The sequence below is a fragment of the Streptomyces plumbidurans genome, from assembly GCF_019857225.1.
Taxonomy (GTDB): domain Bacteria; phylum Actinomycetota; class Actinomycetes; order Streptomycetales; family Streptomycetaceae; genus Streptomyces; species Streptomyces plumbidurans.
Genome location: NZ_JAFJSY010000017.1, coordinates 177,593 through 193,545 on the forward strand (window position 1 = coordinate 177,593; position 15,953 = coordinate 193,545).

General features: G+C 69.9%; 17 protein-coding genes and 1 pseudogene. 6 read left to right on the forward strand and 12 right to left on the reverse strand.

Annotated features, from left to right (window positions below):
• Positions 1–28 precede the first annotated feature (28 nt).
• A complete protein-coding gene (locus JYK17_RS14685) occupies positions 29–880 on the reverse strand; it encodes a helix-turn-helix domain-containing protein (protein WP_222810511.1) in 852 nt (283 codons plus the stop codon).
• A 15-nt stretch (positions 881–895) separates the two neighbouring features.
• Positions 896–1,654 carry a DUF6879 family protein gene (locus tag JYK17_RS14690; RefSeq protein ID WP_222810523.1) on the reverse strand — a complete coding sequence of 253 codons (759 nt, stop codon included), beginning with the start codon at positions 1,652–1,654 and terminating at the stop codon, positions 896–898.
• 238 nt (positions 1,655–1,892) lie between these two features.
• On the opposite strand from JYK17_RS14690, the gene JYK17_RS14695 reads away from it, so the two are divergent.
• Positions 1,893–2,393: a hypothetical protein gene (locus tag JYK17_RS14695; protein ID WP_128802492.1), complete on the forward strand. Its 501-nt coding sequence runs from the start codon at positions 1,893–1,895 to the stop codon at positions 2,391–2,393.
• A 71-nt stretch (positions 2,394–2,464) separates the two neighbouring features.
• Positions 2,465–3,121 carry a class I SAM-dependent methyltransferase gene (locus JYK17_RS14700; RefSeq protein ID WP_108010766.1) on the forward strand — a complete coding sequence of 219 codons (657 nt, stop codon included), beginning with the start codon at positions 2,465–2,467 and terminating at the stop codon, positions 3,119–3,121.
• Between the two features lie 216 nt (positions 3,122–3,337).
• Here JYK17_RS14700 and JYK17_RS14705 read toward each other — a convergent pair whose 3' ends face one another.
• Positions 3,338–3,568 carry a hypothetical protein gene (locus tag JYK17_RS14705; protein ID WP_372465118.1) on the reverse strand — a complete coding sequence of 77 codons (231 nt, stop codon included), beginning with the start codon at positions 3,566–3,568 and terminating at the stop codon, positions 3,338–3,340.
• On the reverse strand, positions 3,568–3,897 hold the full coding sequence (locus JYK17_RS14710) for a hypothetical protein (RefSeq protein WP_222810512.1): 330 nt from the start codon (positions 3,895–3,897) through the stop codon (positions 3,568–3,570). Before JYK17_RS14710 ends, JYK17_RS14705 begins: the two co-directional genes overlap by 1 nt.
• 158 nt (positions 3,898–4,055) lie before the next feature.
• Here JYK17_RS14710 and JYK17_RS14715 point away from each other — a divergent pair, with 158 nt between their 5' ends.
• Entirely contained in the window at positions 4,056–4,352 is a 297-nt protein-coding gene (locus tag JYK17_RS14715) for a GntR family transcriptional regulator (protein ID WP_181362424.1), read from the forward strand.
• 58 nt (positions 4,353–4,410) lie between these two features.
• Here the strand turns inward: JYK17_RS14715 and JYK17_RS14720 are convergent, their stop codons facing one another.
• Positions 4,411–5,694, reverse strand: a complete 1,284-nt coding sequence (locus JYK17_RS14720) for an adenylosuccinate synthase (protein ID WP_108010762.1) — start codon at positions 5,692–5,694, stop codon at positions 4,411–4,413.
• A gap of 243 nt (positions 5,695–5,937) precedes the next feature.
• On the opposite strand from JYK17_RS14720, the gene JYK17_RS14725 reads away from it, so the two are divergent.
• Positions 5,938–6,723: a diacylglycerol kinase family protein gene (locus JYK17_RS14725; protein ID WP_234548473.1), complete on the forward strand. Its 786-nt coding sequence runs from the start codon at positions 5,938–5,940 to the stop codon at positions 6,721–6,723.
• 34 nt (positions 6,724–6,757) lie between these two features.
• Here JYK17_RS14725 and JYK17_RS14730 read toward each other — a convergent pair whose 3' ends face one another.
• Positions 6,758–7,384: a Uma2 family endonuclease gene (locus tag JYK17_RS14730; protein ID WP_222810514.1), complete on the reverse strand. Its 627-nt coding sequence runs from the start codon at positions 7,382–7,384 to the stop codon at positions 6,758–6,760.
• A gap of 88 nt (positions 7,385–7,472) precedes the next feature.
• Positions 7,473–7,994, reverse strand: coding sequence for a GbsR/MarR family transcriptional regulator (locus JYK17_RS14735; RefSeq protein ID WP_108010758.1), 522 nt, complete (start codon positions 7,992–7,994; stop codon positions 7,473–7,475).
• Between the two features lie 104 nt (positions 7,995–8,098).
• On the opposite strand from JYK17_RS14735, the gene JYK17_RS14740 reads away from it, so the two are divergent.
• Positions 8,099–9,013, forward strand: coding sequence for an ABC transporter ATP-binding protein (locus tag JYK17_RS14740; protein ID WP_108010756.1), 915 nt, complete (start codon positions 8,099–8,101; stop codon positions 9,011–9,013).
• Positions 9,010–10,644, forward strand: a complete 1,635-nt coding sequence (locus JYK17_RS14745) for an ABC transporter permease (protein ID WP_222810515.1) — start codon at positions 9,010–9,012, stop codon at positions 10,642–10,644. Before JYK17_RS14740 ends, JYK17_RS14745 begins: the two co-directional genes overlap by 4 nt.
• Positions 10,645–10,654: 10 nt before the next feature.
• Here JYK17_RS14745 and JYK17_RS14750 read toward each other — a convergent pair.
• From JYK17_RS14750 to JYK17_RS14770, 5 genes and pseudogenes are all read right to left on the reverse strand, one after another.
• Positions 10,655–11,251 (reverse strand): annotated as a pseudogene (locus JYK17_RS14750) (Uma2 family endonuclease).
• A gap of 87 nt (positions 11,252–11,338) precedes the next feature.
• On the reverse strand, positions 11,339–12,559 hold the full coding sequence (locus JYK17_RS14755; protein ID WP_222810516.1) for a cytochrome P450: 1,221 nt from the start codon (positions 12,557–12,559) through the stop codon (positions 11,339–11,341).
• A gap of 19 nt (positions 12,560–12,578) precedes the next feature.
• Entirely contained in the window at positions 12,579–13,244 is a 666-nt protein-coding gene (locus JYK17_RS14760; protein ID WP_128802486.1) for a response regulator, read from the reverse strand.
• Positions 13,226–14,653: a sensor histidine kinase gene (locus JYK17_RS14765; RefSeq protein ID WP_222810517.1), complete on the reverse strand. Its 1,428-nt coding sequence runs from the start codon at positions 14,651–14,653 to the stop codon at positions 13,226–13,228. The genes JYK17_RS14760 and JYK17_RS14765 overlap by 19 nt, the downstream gene beginning before the upstream one ends.
• Positions 14,654–14,751: 98 nt before the next feature.
• Positions 14,752–15,639 carry an alpha/beta hydrolase family protein gene (locus JYK17_RS14770; RefSeq protein WP_108010737.1) on the reverse strand — a complete coding sequence of 296 codons (888 nt, stop codon included), beginning with the start codon at positions 15,637–15,639 and terminating at the stop codon, positions 14,752–14,754.
• Positions 15,640–15,953: the final 314 nt, after the last annotated feature.

Genomic DNA, 15,953 nt, shown 5'->3' on the forward strand with positions numbered 1-15,953 from the left:
CAAGGATGGGTCAACTCGGGCACTGCCTTCAGCGCGAGCACAGGGTCCTGCGGGCCGCACTGATGAGGTTCTGAGCGTCGACGCCGTACACCGCGGATGCGCTGAGCGTTCTCCAGACCCGCAGATACGTGTCGACGCTCGCCTCGTCGTCGATCCACAACTCCGCGTGCCAGTTCTCAACGATCACCTCGTGGTCGTCGTAGATCCAGAACGCGGTGGCCGGGGGAATCTTGAGTGAGGCGGACAACGGGATGATCCCTAGCTCGACCGTGTCCAGGCCGACGGCTCCCACCAGCCGATCAAGCTGAGCCGCGAGCACCGACGGCGGACAGACCAAGGCGTGCAGGGCGGTTTCCCACAGGATGAGGTGGAAACGCTTCGATGAGTCGTACAGCGCTTCCTGCCGCTTCATCCGGGACCGGACTGCTTCCTCGGTGTCGCGTGGCGATCGCTGCAGTTCCGCGTATCTCGTGAAGATCGACCGGGCGTAGTCCGGTGTCTGGAGAATCCCGAAGATCATGGCTGACTCCCAGCCACGGAACACCGAGACGTCGGCATGAGCATTCAGGTGGGTGTCCTGAACCGCCCTGTGCCCCGACGCCAGCTGACGCCGCCATGACCTGATGTGGGACTCGAAGCCCCGCAGGCGCGCGACCAGCTCCTCGTATGCCTCCGGCTGACCGGCTGCCTCCGCCCACTTGCGCAGGTCACCGGGTGTTGGAGTCTGCTTGCCGTTCTCCAGCCTGCTGACCTTGGACTTGTTCCATCCGTGCTGCTCGGCGAGCTCGGCACCGGTGAGCCGACGTCCAGGGGCGGAGAGCCGGAGTTCGCGCAGCCGTACCCCGAGCGCCTCCCGGGCCTGCTGATAGTCCGTGCTCACCGGTACACACCCGCCTCAGTGCCCCTTCGCGGCCAGCTGTGCCGCGAACTCCTCGTACGGGACGGCATGATGCAGCGCCGCGTCGCGCACCATGACGTAGCGCAGCACCGCGGCAGGCTCCGTGATCAACTCGACACTGACCAGATTATCGGCGTCATCGAAATCGAGCAGTGCGACCAGCCGGGAGTCGAAGATCCAGAAATCTTCGGTGGGCAGGCGAAAGCGGTCGGCATCTTCTCGCCACAGATTGAGGATCCCTTCTCCGACGGAGCTGTTACGGCGCGCGTTGTCGAGCAAGTAGAGCTGACCGGCCGTGGGCGGATCGTCGACGATGCGGACACGCTCGAACCGCTTGCCGAGAGCCACCTGCTCACGGCGCTCCGCGCACCATTCCGCGTCGACTCCCTCCCAGTTGACGGGCTCGCCGCGCATGAACTGGGCGTAGGTGTCCGTGAGTTCGTCCGATGCGTAGCGGCGGCGCGTCTCCAGACGCCACGCTGTGTGCTCGAACTGCGTGAAGAGCCGGTCGAACTCGTCCAGCCCGATGATGTCGGGCACGCGTGCGACCTCCTTCGGGCCGAAGTCGACCAACAACTCGCGCGGCACCACGATGGGCACCTCGCCCTCGTTCAGGTGCCGGAGCTGGGCGATGTCGTCGGGGTCGGTGAGGGTGGGACCATGCACGATGACCTCGCCTGTGTCGAGGTCTTCATGGACGGACGGGCACCCGTTGACACCACTGCCCGTGCCGTTGAAACGAAGTCGCCGGGTCACGATCACGTCCTTGCCTCGGGGACTGATCTCTCAAGCTTCCACGAGACCAACGCCCCACGTCCGGGCCTCGGTTGCCCTGAATCAGCAACCTTACGCAACTTCGATGAGGAGTCGAGCAACTTCGCGCAACTCCTCTGGCGACCGACAACGCCCGCTGCCTACCGTCACGTTCACGGCCGCACAAGCCGTTCGCACCACGTGTCCGGAACGGCACGACCTGTCTCCGAAGGAGTAGTCCATGACCGTCACGCTCGACCGACCTACCAGCACCCGCACACGGGACCCCAAGGAACTCCTCAACGCCGTGCAACCCCATATCGAGCACCTGTCGATCAACGTGTTGGACAGCGGCATGACGCTCTGGGACCGCGAGGTGGCCCTGCTGCTCCGCGACCACACGATGGTCCGCGACATGGCCGAGCGCATCCTCGGCAACGCCGTCATGTACACCATCGGCTGTATGGAACACCCCGAGATTCACTTGGGCGTCGGCAAGCTCGTCGACATCGGCGTGCATCAGCTCGTCCTCGACACGCCGGTGTGGTGGGCCCTCTGCGACGTCTACAACAGGGGCCGCTACAAGCACCACGCCCCCTTCATCGAGCGCCGCCGGGACGGCCTGTGCCTGCGCACCGCCGACTTCCTGAAGTCCATCGGCTTCGGCGTGGACGAGGAGCTGTGGGCGATCGACGGCACGGACTGCTCGCCGTGCGACAACAAGGTCCCCGACAGCCATTGAACGGCCCTACGCCGGCCCCTGTCCTCGGTCCCTCGAAGGACGGGGGCCAGACCCTGCGCAGAGGAATCGCCTTGCCCGCACAACACGACATCGCTGCCGAGACGGAACTGTGGGACACCTTCGCCGCCTCCGCCTTCAAGGACGACGCGGAGCCGGGCTTCTGCTGGACCCAGTACGCCGGTCACGGCCCCGGCCCCGAACTGCTCGGCGACCCGCGCTCCGTCCTGGAGATCGGCTGCGGCACCGGCCGCGCCCTCGCCCGCCTCGCGCAGCGCGGCATCGCGGCCCGGGGCGTGGACCTGTCTCCCGTCATGGTGAAGAAGACGACCGCGAAGTGGGCAGGCACGGGCGCGGAGTTCGTGTGCTCAGAGGTCCTGGAGTACCTGAGCGAGCACGAGGACACGTACGACGCGATCTACTCGATCTTCGGAGCCGTATGGTTCACCGACCCAGGCCGTCTTTTCCCTCTCGTCCGTCGGAGGCTCCGCCCCGGCGGCGTCCTCGTCTTCTCCCAACCTCCAGCCATCCCCGGCGCGTACGGACCCCAGGGCATGTACAAGGGAGGCTTCGCCGGCAAGGCGATGTTCACCTACCGCTACAGCTACCGCCCCGCCGTATGGGAGCGCCTGCTCACCCGGGCCGGATTCGCCACGGCCGACGCACAGATCCTCGACGCACCCTGCCCGGGCCACATCGGAACGCTCCTGGTTCGCGCCGTTGCACCGTGACCACAGGTGCTCAACGCGCCCAGACCCGGGATGAGTTCTCGACGAGCCGAGCGGTTCAACCAAGTCGGGCGTCTATCAGAGCGTGCGTATCTCCAGCACGATGAGGGCGGCGGTGTCGTCGTCCCGGCTGGTCTGTTACGAGCCGGGCAGCCGCAGCCCCCGTGACTCGGCGACCCGCAGGACATCGGCCAGGCACTCGGCAAGCCGCAGCCCGGCCTAACGGACCTCGGTGTACGGGGAGAAGGGATCGTCGAGCACGCTGCGCGCGAGACCGAGCACGTCGGTGCCGGTGGCGAGCTGGACGGCCTCCAGGTCGTCGGCGAGGCGAGAGAGGTAGCCGCCTGCGTTGTCGGTGACCAGATAACAGGGCTTGCCCTCCGGGGAAAGCCAGGGCAGGAGCCTGTGGGTGGTGACCGCGCCGGGTGCGCAACCGTCGGGATGCCCCATCAGGCCGCCACCTCCTGCGCACCGATCAGATGCCGGTCCAGATCGATCCCGAAGTCGGCGGCGAGTACGAGCGCGAGCCGGCGACGCTGCTGGATGGCGGCTTCCTCGACTGCCCGTTCATGGACAGCGAGGTAGGGGCGGACGAGGGCGGAGTCGGCGCCGTCGAGGAGATCGTGGAGGCCGTAGGGGGAACGGGCCACCGGGAGGGGCTCGGCGAGAGGGAGCTGAGGGAACGGGTCCCGATGGCCTCGCGGCCTACGCCGGTGCCCAGTGCCGGGGCCGAGGAGAAGACACAACCACTGGAGGGCGCGCGGGATAAGGTCGCTCATGTCGACGCTCCTTGTAAGCGTTGGCCGTGCCCCGGGAGGTCTAGCCACCTCGCCGGGGTCTTTCCGTCTTCGACGCTACACCTGTCTACATCCCTCTGCATACAAGTACAGAGGGATCCACACGATCGTGCAGGTAGCCACCCCTCTACGTTGGACATATGAGCGATACCGATCAGCCGAAGCCGACGCTGGACCCGATGAGTGCCAGACCGCTCTACGTACAGTTGGCCGACGTCATCGCCCAGAAGATCGCGTCGGGAGAGCTGGCGCCGGACAGACCCATCCCCTCCGAGAACCACCTCGCCGACGAGTACGGCGTCGCCCGCCTCACCGCCCGACGCGCCGCACAGGAACTCCGCGAACGCGGCCTGATCGTCACCGTACGCGGCAAGGGTTCCTTCGTAGTGGCCACGCCGCCGAGCGCCTCCCACGGGGAGAGCGAACCGGAAGTCTGAAAACGGGCTGCGGGGCCGCCCCGTGAGGGACGGCCCCGCGGTCAGGAATACCTGCGGCTCAGAGGAACGAGTTGACCTCGATCGTCTCGTCCCTCCCCGGCCCCACCCCGATCGCCGAGATCGGAGCCCCCGACATCTCCTCCAGGGCCTTGACGTAGGCCTGGGCGTTCTTCGGGAGGTCGGAGAACGACTTGGCCTTCGTGATGTCCTCGGACCAGCCGGGGAGGGTTTCGTAGATGGGCTTCGCGTGGTGGAAGTCGGTCTGGGAGTACGGGAGTTCCTCGACGCGCTTGCCGTCGATCTCGTAGGCCACGCAGACCGGGATCTGTTCCCAGCCGGTGAGGACGTCGAGCTTGGTGAGGAAGAAGTCGGTGAGGCCGTTGACGCGGGTCGCGTAGCGGGCGATCACCGCGTCGAACCAGCCGCAGCGGCGGTCGCGGCCGGTGGTGACGCCCCGTTCGCCGCCGATGCGGCGCAGTGCCTCGCCGTCCTCGTCGAAGAGCTCGGTCGGGAACGGGCCGGAGCCGACGCGGGTCGTGTACGCCTTGAGGATGCCGATGACCCGGCTGATCTTCGTCGGGCCGACGCCGGCGCCGGTGCAGGCGCCGCCCGCCGTCGGGTTCGAGGACGTGACGAAGGGGTACGTGCCGTGGTCGATGTCGAGGAGCGTGCCCTGGCCGCCCTCGAAGAGGACCACCTTGTCCTGCTCCAGCGCCTGGTTGAGCACCAGGACCGTGTCGGCGACGTACGGCTGCAGCCGGTCCGCGTAGCCCAGCAGCTCCTCGACCACCTGGTCGACCGCGATCGCGCGGCGGTTGTAGAGCTTGGTGAGCATCTGGTTCTTGACGTCGAGGGCCGCCTCGACCTTCTGGGTGAGGATCGACTCGTCGTAGAGGTCCTGGACCCGGATGCCGACGCGGTTGATCTTGTCCGCGTAGGTCGGGCCGATGCCGCGCCCGGTGGTGCCGATCTTCCGCTTTCCGAGGAAGCGTTCCGTCACCTTGTCCACCGTCACGTTGTACGGCGTGATGATGTGAGCGTTACCGCTGATCAGGAGCTTGGACGTGTCGACGCCGCGCTCGTTCAGCCCGTTCAGCTCGGAGAACAGGACCGACGGGTCGACGACGACGCCGTTGCCGATGACCGGGGTGCACCCCGGGGACAGGATTCCGGAAGGGAGCAGGTGGAGGGCGTACTTCTGATCGCCCACGACTACCGTGTGGCCGGCGTTGTTGCCGCCCTGGTAGCGCACCACGTAGTCGACGGATCCGCCTAGCAGATCCGTCGCCTTTCCCTTGCCTTCGTCACCCCACTGAGCACCGAGCAGCACAAGTGCGGGCACGCGCGTACACCCCTTCCGGGCGGGGCATGTCCAAGGTCAGGGGCGTACGCGTAGGGTTCACCGCCGCGTGCACCGCGGCCGTCGTTGGCCGCAAACCGTCGGACCGGATGCCCCGGAATAGACGAAGCCCCTGGCGCAATAGCGCAAGGGGCTCTTGCACAAAGATGCTACCCGAGGAAGCGAGGCAGGACCGAGGTGGCGACTTCTCCGACTTCCGACCAGCTGCTCGTGGTCATCGATCCGATGGCCCGGCGCACGGACGGGGAGGCGGTACGTATCGCAAAAGACGTGCTCAGCGCGGGTGCGCACGCGAAGGTCTGCCTGCCGGACGGGCCGGAGGAGTTCGCCCGGGCGCTGGCCCGCAGGGGGTCGCGGCGGCCGGTGGTGGTGGGCGACGACCGTGCCCTGGTGCGCGCGGTGTCCCTGCTGCACCGGCAACGGGAGCTGGCCGGATGTGCGCTGTCGGTGGTGCCGGTGGGCAGCGCGCTGTCCGTGGTGCACGCCCTCGGGGTGCCCCCGGGAGCGGTGGCGGCGGCGCGGGCGGTCCTCGACGGGGTCGAACGGCGTCTGGACCTGCTGGTGGACGACAGCGACGGGGTGGTGCTCGGCGCGCTGCGCATCCCGCCGCTGTCCCGGCGGGCCCCGGTGGCGCCGGACACGGGCCGGCCCTGGCTGCGTACGGCCCAGTCCCTGGTCCGCACCTTGGTGCCCGCCCGCGAGACCCCGGTCGCCGCGCCCCGGCCCGCCCGGCTCCGGGTGGAGGTCGACGGGGTGACGCTGGTGGACCTGGACCAGCCGGTGGAGGCGGTGTCGCTGACGGCGGGCGCCACGGGCCTCGCCGCCGTGGAGGTACGGCCGCTCTCGGTGGGCGCCGAGGCATCACCCCTGCGCGCCGAGGGCCGCACCGTGAGCGTCTCCGGCTCGGACTTCCGCTACCGCGCGGACGCGGGCGTGTCAGGACCGGTACGCCGCCGTACGTGGACCGTGTGGGAGGGGGCTTGGGGGCTGACGGTGCCGGGGGTGGAGTGAGGGCTGCCGCCCAGGCGGGCCATGGGGGGGGAGGTCAGGCTTTGTCCGGCTCGACGGCATTCTCGTCCGGGGCCTGGAAACCGGAGGTATCGAGGGCGTACCCGAACGGGTCCGGAATGTAGATCTTCTCGCCGAAGGGCTTGCTGAAGCGGACCTCGTATCCCCCCACTGCCGACGGGGAGCTGTAGACGATGGCCTGCTCCTTTTGCATGTCGAGTACCAGGTAGACGGGGATACCTGCCTCGGCGTAGACCTCGACCTTGTCGGTCAGGTCCTCCTCCCTGGTGGAGGTGGACGTCAGCTCGGCGACGAAGGAGAGGCCCTCTCCGTCCAGGCGGTTACTGCCCGTCTCGTAGACCTTCTCCGGCGCCGCGTGGATGTCCGGGCCGTACGCGCGCTCGATGCCCGGGAACACGAAGAGAAACGGCGCCCGCTCGATGACGTGGCCCCCGGGAAGGTACGGCCCGAGTTGGCCGCACACCGAACGCATGACACGGAGGTAGTACCCCTTCGACCACGGCGACACGACGATGCTCCCCCTGATGATCTCGGCCCTGTAGCCGTCGGGCACATGCAGCTCGTCGAGGAGGTCCAGGAGCTCCCCGAAGCTGCCACTGGGCTCGGTACCGCTGATCACCGGTCGCTCTGCCATGAGTGTCATGATGCGCCCTCCCCCTGGGTACGAACCAGCCACCACTCAGAGTATCCGATCAAACACCCTCCGCCGACCTCGCCCCCCGCACTCCCCCTCACCCCTCCCCGAACAACTCCTCCCGCCGCACCCGCCACCGCTCCAGCAGCTCGCTGAACTCGCTCTCGACGAACTGGAAGAAGGCGAGCGTCTCCGCGAGCCGGCGGCCCGCTCGGGTGTCGGCGCCGAGGGTCGCGACGCCCTCTCGCAGCGCGTCCTGCCAGCGTTTGAGGATGAGTTCGCGGTTGCCCAGGACCTCGTACCACTGGTCGCTGTGCACCTGGTACCGCTCGCGGCGGGAACCCGGCTCGCGTTGGCGGGAGACGAGGTGGACCTGTGCGAGGTAGCGCACGGCGCCGGAGACGGCGGCGGGTGAGATCTTCAGTTGTTCGCCCAGGTCGGCGGAGCTGAGCGCACCGTCGTCGGCGGCGAGCAGCGCGGCGAAGACCCGGGCCGGCATCCGCGGCATGCCGGCCTCGACGAGTTGCGCGGCGAAGTGCTCCACGAACCGCGAGACGACCTCGGGGTCCCGCGACATGTCCCGCGACATCCCGGCCTCGTCCGCCTTCGCGTCCGTCATCGCCCGATCATCTCCCCTGCTCAGATACTGCCCACCAGTCTATCCGCGCTTTTATACGCTTCCTTAACTTCACAAATTTCTGAAGTAAGCGTACGTTCTGAAACATGACGAAGGCAATCAGCGTCTCCGGACTGCACAAGTCGTTCGGCAGGACACACGCCCTGGACGGTCTCGACCTGGAGGTGGAGACCGGCGAGGTGCACGGTTTCCTCGGCCCGAACGGCGCCGGCAAGTCCACCACCATCCGCGTCCTGCTCGGCCTGCTGCACCCCGATTCCGGCGCGGCCCAGGTCCTCGGCCACGACCCGTGGCGGGACGCGGTGGAGGTGCACCGCCGGATCGCCTACGTCCCCGGCGACGTGACGCTGTGGCGCAACCTCTCCGGCGGCGAGGTCATCGACCTCTACGGCCGCCTCCGCGGCGGTCTCGACGCCGGGCGCCGGGCCGAGCTGATCGAGCGCTTCGAGCTGGACCCCACCAAGAAGGGCCGCACCTACTCCAAGGGCAACCGCCAGAAGGTGGCCCTGGTCGCCGCGTTCGCCTCGGACGTGGACCTGCTGATCCTGGACGAGCCGACCTCGGGCCTGGACCCGCTGATGGAGGAGGTCTTCCAGCGCTGTGTGGAGGAGGAGCGCGAGCGCGGCCGTACCGTCCTGCTCTCCTCGCACATCCTCAGCGAGGTCGAGGAGCTGTGCGACCGGGTGAGCATCATCCGCAAGGGGCAGACCGTGGAGAGCGGTTCGCTTGCCGAGCTGCGCCATCTGACCCGGACCAGCGTGAGCGCCGAACTCGTCGGCGCACCCAACGGGTTGGCGCACCTTCCGGGCGTCCACGACCTCGACGTGCAGGGCAAGCGGGTGCGGTTGCAGGTCGACACCGACAAACTCGACGCCGTACTGCGGCAGTTGAGCGAGTCCGGCGTACGGTCGCTGACCTCGACACCGCCGACCCTGGAGGAGCTCTTCCTGCGGCACTACCAGGAAGAGGCCCCCAAGGACGCGGAGGTGGCGTCGCGATGACCGCCGCATCCTTCGCCGTACGGACCGGGGGAAGCCGTCAACTCGCGGGCACCGCAACGTTGTTGCGGTTCGCCCTGCGCCGCGACCGGGTGATGATCCCGGTCTGGGTCGCGGTCGACGCGCTCATGGTCCTGTCGATGCCGAACACGCTGAAGAGCCTGTACGGCACCCAGGCCCAACGCGACGACCTCCTGCACCAGATGACGACGAACTCCTCGCTGCGCGCCCTGGTCGGCCCGGTCTTCGACGACTCGCTCGGCGCCCTGACGGCCTGGCGGGTCGGCGTCTACGCCGGTGCCCTGGCCGCCGTGATGAGCCTGCTGGTCGTCGTACGACACACCAGGGACGAGGAGGAGAGCGGCCGTCAGGAGCTGGTCTCGTCCGGCATGGTGGGCCGCCGGGCGCCGCTGACGGCCGGGCTGCTGGCGGCTGCGGTCGCCAACGGCGTGCTGGCGCTGCTGGTGGCGGCGGGCATGGCCTCCCACGGCGGCGCGGGCGCGGTGGCCTTCGGCCTCGGCATCGCGGGCGTCGGCATGGTCTTCGCCACGATGACCGCGATCGTCGCCCAGCTCACCGAGAGCGCACGGCTGGCCCGCGGGCTGACGGCGGCGGTCCTGGGCGCGGCCTTCGTGCTGCGCGCCGCGGGCGACTCGGCGACTGATGGGGGCACCTCCCAGGCTTTCGGCACTGGGGGAGGCTCGTCCCTCCTGACCTGGCTGTCACCGATCGGCTGGCTGGAGAACCTGCGGCCGTACGCCGGCGAACGCTGGTGGGTGCTGCTGCTGTTCGCGGCGGCGGCACTGCTGCAAGGCATGATCGCCTACGAGCTCGCCGGGCGCCGCGACCTCGGCATGAGCTTCCTGCCCACCCGCCCCGGACCGGCCTCCGGCAGGCTCGGCACAGCGGACGCACTGGCCTGGCGGCTGCAGCGCGGCGGCGTCCTCGGCTGGAGCGTCGGCTTCTTCCTCGCGGGGGTCGTCTACGGCGGCCTGACCGACGGGGCGGCCGACCTGGTCGGCGACAACGAGAACGCCCGCGAGATCTTCGAGCGCATGGGCGGCAAGTCCGGGATCACGGACTCGTTCCTCGCCTCGATGGTCGGGATGCTCGGCCTGGTCGCGGCCCTGTACATCGTCGCCTCGGTGCTGCGCCTGCACGGCGAGGAGACGTCCGGCCGCGCCGAGCCCCTGCTCGCGAACGCGGTGGGCCGGATGCGGTGGGCCGCCGGGCATCTGACGGTGGCGTTCGGCGGGAGCGCCCTGATCATGCTGCTGGCGGGGCTGGGCTTCGCCGCGGGCTACGGCAAGCAGGTCGGCCCCGTCATGGGCGCCTGCCTGGTGCAGGTGGCTGCGGTGTGGGTGATCGGCGGGGTGGCCGTACTGCTGTACGGCGTGGCTCCCCGGCTGGCGCCGGCCGCGTGGGGCGTCGCGGGCGCGGTCCTCCTGATCGGCTGGGTCGGCCCGGCGCTGGACGTACCGCAGGCGGTGCTGGACATCTCCCCGTTCGGTCATCTGCCCAAGCTGCCGGGCGGGTCGATGCAGTGGGCGCCGGTGCTGGTCCTGCTCGGGGTGGCGGTGGTTCTGACGGCAGCGGGGCTGGTGGGGGTGCGGCGGCGGGACATGACGACGTGACGCCAACCGCTCAGTCGCCGTACTGCTTGAGCTGTCCGGTGTCGATGTCGATGCCGACCGGGTTCGGCAGCGTGAGCTTGCCGCCGAACTTGACCACGTGGATGTCGCGGTAGCCGACCTGCGGGTCCGGTTCGCTGTGGACGGCAGCGGAGAGTTCGTCGCGATCGATCAGCAAGTAGACGGGGATACCGGCCTCGCCGTACGCCTGAGGCTTCTCCACACGATCACGCTTGTGGGTGTCCGGATCGCAGGACGTGGTCTCGACCACCATCAGCACGCCGCCGGGGTCTGCCCAATCGCCTTGCGCCGTGAAATAGCCCGTCGGCGCGAGCACGGCGTCAGGCCGGGCGCGACCCCCGCGGTATGCCTCGACCTTCAGCCCTTGCCCGGTCACGTTGAGCGTGAGTTCGGGGCGCGCTCACTTGCAGTGGAAGGCCAACCACATGGCGACCTCACCATGGCTGCCGTTCGTCAATTTTCGGAGTCCGATCCGTCCGCCGATGAATTCGAACCTGACGGTTTCGCACTCCCGCTCGGCGAATGCGGCGATCCGCTCGAACATGTCGACGGACAGCTGGGACGACGCGCGTTCTGCCATGACCGTCACGGTGCCTCCCCTCACAGGCCGGCACCAGCTTGGCCAGGCAAGCGCGACTGCCGCCCGAGTTTCCTCCATGATCATCCGAACGGGTGATCACCTCACGTCGACGGTCAGCCCCTCCAACCCCCGGATCACAAAGTTCGGCTTCCTCTTCGGCTCCGCCGCGAGGCGCAGTCCCGGGGCCTTCTCCAGCAGGGCCGTCATGGACGCGGCCAGTTCGATACGGGCCAGGGGGGCGCCGATGCAGTAGTGGATGCCGGCGCTGAAGGAGATGTGGGGGTTGTCGCGGCGGGTGAGGTCGAGGCGCCCGGGCTCCCGGAACACCTCGGGGTCGTGGTTGGCCGCCCCGAACAGCATGGCGATCTCGGCTCCGCGCGGCACGGTGGTCCCGTCGATCTCGATCTCGTCCAGCACCCAGCGCTCGAAGAGCTGGAGCGGGGTGTCGTAGCGCATCAGCTCTTCGACGGCGGAGGGGATCAGGGAGTGGTCGGCGCGCAGGGCGGCCAGCTGGTCCGGGTTGCGGAACAGGGCGTACCAGCCGTTGACGGTGGCGTTGACCGTTGCCTCGTGACCGGCGTTGAGCAGCAGGACGCAGGTCGAGATCATCTCCTGCTCGGTGAGCCGGTCGCCCTCCTCGTACGCGGCGATCAGCCCCGAGATCAGATCCTCACCGGGCTGCTTGCGCCGCTCGGCGATCAGCTTGCGCAGATACTCGCTGAACTCGACCGAGGCCCGTACGGCCCTGCGCGCGGTCTCCTCCGGGGGGTTCAGCTCGTACATCCCGCAGATGTCGGCGGACCAGGGTCGCAGCGGGGCCCGGTCCGCCTCCGGGATCCCCAGCATCTCGGCGATGACGGCCACGGGCAGCGGCTCGGCGACGTCGGTGAGCAGGTCGCCGCCGCCGCTCTCGACGAGCCGGTCCACCAGTTCCCCCGCCAACCGGGTGACGTACGGCCTGAGTTGCTCGACCGTCCGCGGCGTGAACGCCTTCGAGACCAGCCGCCGGATCCGGGTGTGGTCCGGCGGCTCCAGGTCGAGCATCCCGTGGTCGTTGAGCGTGTGGAACGGCTCGTGCTCGGGCGGCGGCGCGGTCCGCCCGAAGTCCTCGTGCGTGAACCGGTGCAGATACGTCCGCCCGAGCCGCCGGTCGCGCAGCAGCGCCGAGACGTCGGCGTGGTGCGGCACCAGCCACTGGTTGGTGGGCTCGAAGTAGTGCACACGTCCCGCGGCGCGCAGCTCGGCGAAGGCGGGGTACGGGTCGGCGACGAACGCCGGGTCCCACGGGTCGAAGGCGAGGTCGGAAACAGCTCCCATGCCGGGACGCTAGCCCGGCTCACCCCGGCGTGACCAGCCTCGCCTCGTACGCGAACACCGCCGCCTGGGTGCGGTCGCGCAGGCCCAGCTTGACCAGGATGCGGCTGACGTGGGTTTTGATCGTGGACTCGGCCACGACCAGGCGCCCGGCGATCTCGGCGTTGGACAGGCCCTGGGCGATGAGGACGAGGACCTCGGTCTCGCGTTCGGTCAGGTCGCCGTAGGCCGCCTGGGCGGACGCCAGGTGGCGCGGTGCTTCCGCCAGTTTCGAGAACTCCGTGATCAGGCGCCTCGTCACGGTCGGTGCGAGGAGGGCCTCGCCCGCTGCCACCACCCGTACGCCGTCCGCGAGTTGGCGGGCGGAGGCGTCCTTGAGGAGGAAGCCGGAGGCGCCCGCGCGCAGGGCCTGGTACACGTACTCGTCGAGGTCGAAGGTCGTCAGGACCAGGACCTTGGCGGTGGTGTCGGCCGCCACGATCTCCCTGGTCGCCTCGATGCCGTTCAGCTCGGGCATACGGATGTCCATCAGGACGACGTCGGGGGCGAGTTCGCGGACCCGGTCGACCGCCTCGCGCCCGTTGACGGCCTCGCCGACGACCTCGATGTCCGGCATCGCGTTCAGCAGGACGGAGAAGCCCTCACGCACCATCATCTGATCGTCCGCGATCAGGACGCGGATGGCCATGCGTCACCTTCCCTGGAGTCTTCCCGGGCGTCGTTTCTGGTGTCCGCGACCGGCAGGAACACCGCCACCTCGTAGCCTCCGTCGTCGGTCCGGCCCGCGGTCATCTCCCCGCTCAGCATCGAGACGCGCTCCCGCATCCCGGTGATGCCGTGTCCCGCGCCCGGCGAGGGCTTGATCAGGCTCGGCTCGGGCGGCGGGCCGTTGACTATGCGTACGCCCAGGCCGCCGAGGACGTAGCCGATCTCGACGCGGGCGCCCGCGCCCGGCGCGTGGCGCAGGCTGTTGCTCAGCGCCTCCTGGACGATCCGGTACGCCGACAGCTCCACACCCTGCGGCAGCTCGCGCACCGCTCCGGTCACCACCTTGTCGACGTTCAGGCCCGCCTCGCGGACATTGGCCAGCAGCGCGTCGAGGTCCGCGAGCGTGGGCTGCGGGGCGTCCGGGGCCTCGTAGTCCTCGGCGCGGACGACGCCGAGGACGCGGCGCAGCTCGGTGAGCGCGGCCACCGCGTTCTCCCGGATGGTTGCGAAGGCGCGCTCCAGCTCGGGCGGCGGGTTCTCGACGCGGTAGGGGGCGGCCTCCGCCTGGATGGCGACGACCGACATGTGGTGGGCGACCACGTCGTGCAGTTCGCGGGCGATGGTCGTGCGCTCCTCCAGGAGGGTGCGCCTGGACCGCTCGTGCGCGGTCACCGTCTGCTGGGCGGTGACCTCCTGGCGGGCGTCGCGGCGGATGTGCCAGACCGTGACGGCGAGCAGGGCGATGGCGGAGACGAACAGCATCTCCACGGTGTTCGGGCCGAAGTAGGGGCCGTAGGGGCCATAGCTTCCGTAACCGCCGAGGACGGTTTCGGCGAGGAAGCCGTACGCCCCCGTCAGCAGCCACATCCAGGCGGTCGCCCGCGGACGGGTGCGGATGGCCACGATCGTCAGTACGAACAGCTGGCAGGCGAAGGCGCCGGACGGCCACGGCCACTCGGAACCGCCGCCGCTGTCGAGCGCGGCGGCGAGCGGGGTCGCCGCCATCGACAGCCAGAACGCGCCGACGGGGCGGGCCATGGTCAGCAGGACCGGGGCCAGGGCCAGCAGACCGACGACGAGAGAGACGCCGGCGTCGAGGAACCCGCTGGTCGCGATCAGCATCGCGAGCAGACCGGCCGCCGTGATCAGGGCGTGCGGGGCCCAGGTCGCGTACTCCCGCATCCGCCCGGACAGCCGGCGCGCGAGCGGGCCGTCGCCGCTCGCCCGGGGCAGGGGGCGATAGGCGAAGGCATCCTGGAACAGGTCCTGCCGCAGCCCGCGCAGGGCGTCCATGGCCGCCCGGAACTCCGGGCTGCGCGGTTTGTACGGCTCGTACGCGCCCTCCGGCGGCTCCGGCGGCGGCGACTGCGTCTGGGTCGTGTCGGTCACGGGTAAGACGGTAGGCGCAGGCCGGGGCGGCGGGCGTCACCAGTGAGAAGGGTCCTTCGGTCTCCCTCTCAGGTACTACGGCAGGCCGTACCGGCGCGTCACCACGCCAGCTGGGCGATCTCCTCGGCGACCACCGCACACGCGTCCGCGGCGGGGTCGATCAGGGGGAAGTGGCCGACGTCCTCCAGGAGCGTGAGGCCCACCACCTCGCCGGCCTTCGCGGCGGCGTCCGCGTAGGACTCGGCGACCGCCTGCGGGACCGTGAGGTCGGTGCGGCCCTGGACGAGGGTGGTCGCGATGCCCGTGGGCAGCAGCAGGGAGGGGTCGGCGTACGGGCGGCGCTCGGCGAACTTCTCTTCCCCGCCGAGGAGTTGACGCGCGGCACCGGCGCACACGTCAAGCTTGTCGGCGACCTCGAAGTCGGCGATCGGCGCGAGGGCGACGGCTCCACGCAGGGGCGCGGGGCGGTCGAGGTGCCAGGGGGCGTCGGCGGGCAGCAGATGGCGGGCCGCCGCCCACAGGGCGAGGTGGCCGCCGGCCGAGTGCCCGGTGACCACCGTGCGGCGCACGTCGGCCGGCAACAGCTTCTCGCGCACCAGCCGGGGCAGCGCGTCCAGCGCGGCCGCGACGTCGTCGAAGGTCTCCGGCCACCGGCCCGCCACGGGACCGCTGCCGCCCTGGGCAGGGATCGCGCTGCCCCGCCGGTACTCGACGCTCGCCACCGCGAAGCCGCGCCGGGCGAGGAAGTCCGCGAAGGGGGAGATGTGCCGGCGGTCGTACGCGGCCCGCCAGGCGCCGCCGTGCAGTACGACGACCAGCGGGGCGGGGCCGCCGCCCGGGACCGCCTCCACGCGCGGGGTGTAGAAGTCGATCAGCTGGTCGGGGTGGTCGCCGTACGCGGCGGTGGAGTCGGGGTCGACCGCCGGGTGCGCGAACGCCGCCTCTTCCTCCGCGGCGGCCCGGGCTGCTGCGACGTCGTCCGGCATGCTCCAACCTCTCAGCGACGTGATCTGTGTGGCGGACCAGATGCGATTCAGGCCGTTGGCGGGGACGGTATCAGCCCGGTGACGTGCGCGGACACGGGGATGTCACGCTCGGTGAGGGGGAAACGGTTCTGTAACCACGCAAGCCGGGCAGTCCGGCCGGACTGCTCGGCGGCGCGATGGCAGCGGAGGCTACCTGGCGGTGCGGCGGCTACCCAGCCGTGCGGCGAGCGCGAAGGTTACGTGGCCGCGCGGCGGGCGCGTGGGCTGCCCGGCCGCGCGGCGGGCGCGTGGGCTACCCGGCCGTCGCGGCGGGC

What these genes read in the sequence shown, in the direction of transcription:
- JYK17_RS14740 (WP_108010756.1), top strand. Translation starts at nt 8,099, where the DNA reads ATGACGAAGGCAATCAGCGTCTCCGGACTGCACAAGTCGTTCGGCAGG.
- JYK17_RS14695 (WP_128802492.1), top strand. Translation starts at nt 1,893, where the DNA reads ATGACCGTCACGCTCGACCGACCTACCAGCACCCGCACACGGGACCCC.
- JYK17_RS14715 (WP_181362424.1), top strand. Translation starts at nt 4,056, where the DNA reads ATGAGCGATACCGATCAGCCGAAGCCGACGCTGGACCCGATGAGTGCC.
- JYK17_RS14705 (WP_372465118.1), bottom strand. Translation starts at nt 3,568, where the DNA reads ATGGGGCATCCCGACGGTTGCGCACCCGGCGCGGTCACCACCCACAGG.
- JYK17_RS14745 (WP_222810515.1), top strand. Translation starts at nt 9,010, where the DNA reads ATGACCGCCGCATCCTTCGCCGTACGGACCGGGGGAAGCCGTCAACTC.
- JYK17_RS14730 (WP_222810514.1), bottom strand. Translation starts at nt 7,384, where the DNA reads ATGACACTCATGGCAGAGCGACCGGTGATCAGCGGTACCGAGCCCAGT.
- JYK17_RS14770 (WP_108010737.1), bottom strand. Translation starts at nt 15,639, where the DNA reads ATGCCGGACGACGTCGCAGCAGCCCGGGCCGCCGCGGAGGAAGAGGCG.
- JYK17_RS14735 (WP_108010758.1), bottom strand. Translation starts at nt 7,994, where the DNA reads ATGACGGACGCGAAGGCGGACGAGGCCGGGATGTCGCGGGACATGTCG.
- JYK17_RS14725 (WP_234548473.1), top strand. Translation starts at nt 5,938, where the DNA reads ATGGCCCGGCGCACGGACGGGGAGGCGGTACGTATCGCAAAAGACGTG.
- JYK17_RS14710 (WP_222810512.1), bottom strand. Translation starts at nt 3,897, where the DNA reads ATGAGCGACCTTATCCCGCGCGCCCTCCAGTGGTTGTGTCTTCTCCTC.
- JYK17_RS14755 (WP_222810516.1), bottom strand. Translation starts at nt 12,559, where the DNA reads ATGGGAGCTGTTTCCGACCTCGCCTTCGACCCGTGGGACCCGGCGTTC.
- JYK17_RS14760 (WP_128802486.1), bottom strand. Translation starts at nt 13,244, where the DNA reads ATGGCCATCCGCGTCCTGATCGCGGACGATCAGATGATGGTGCGTGAG.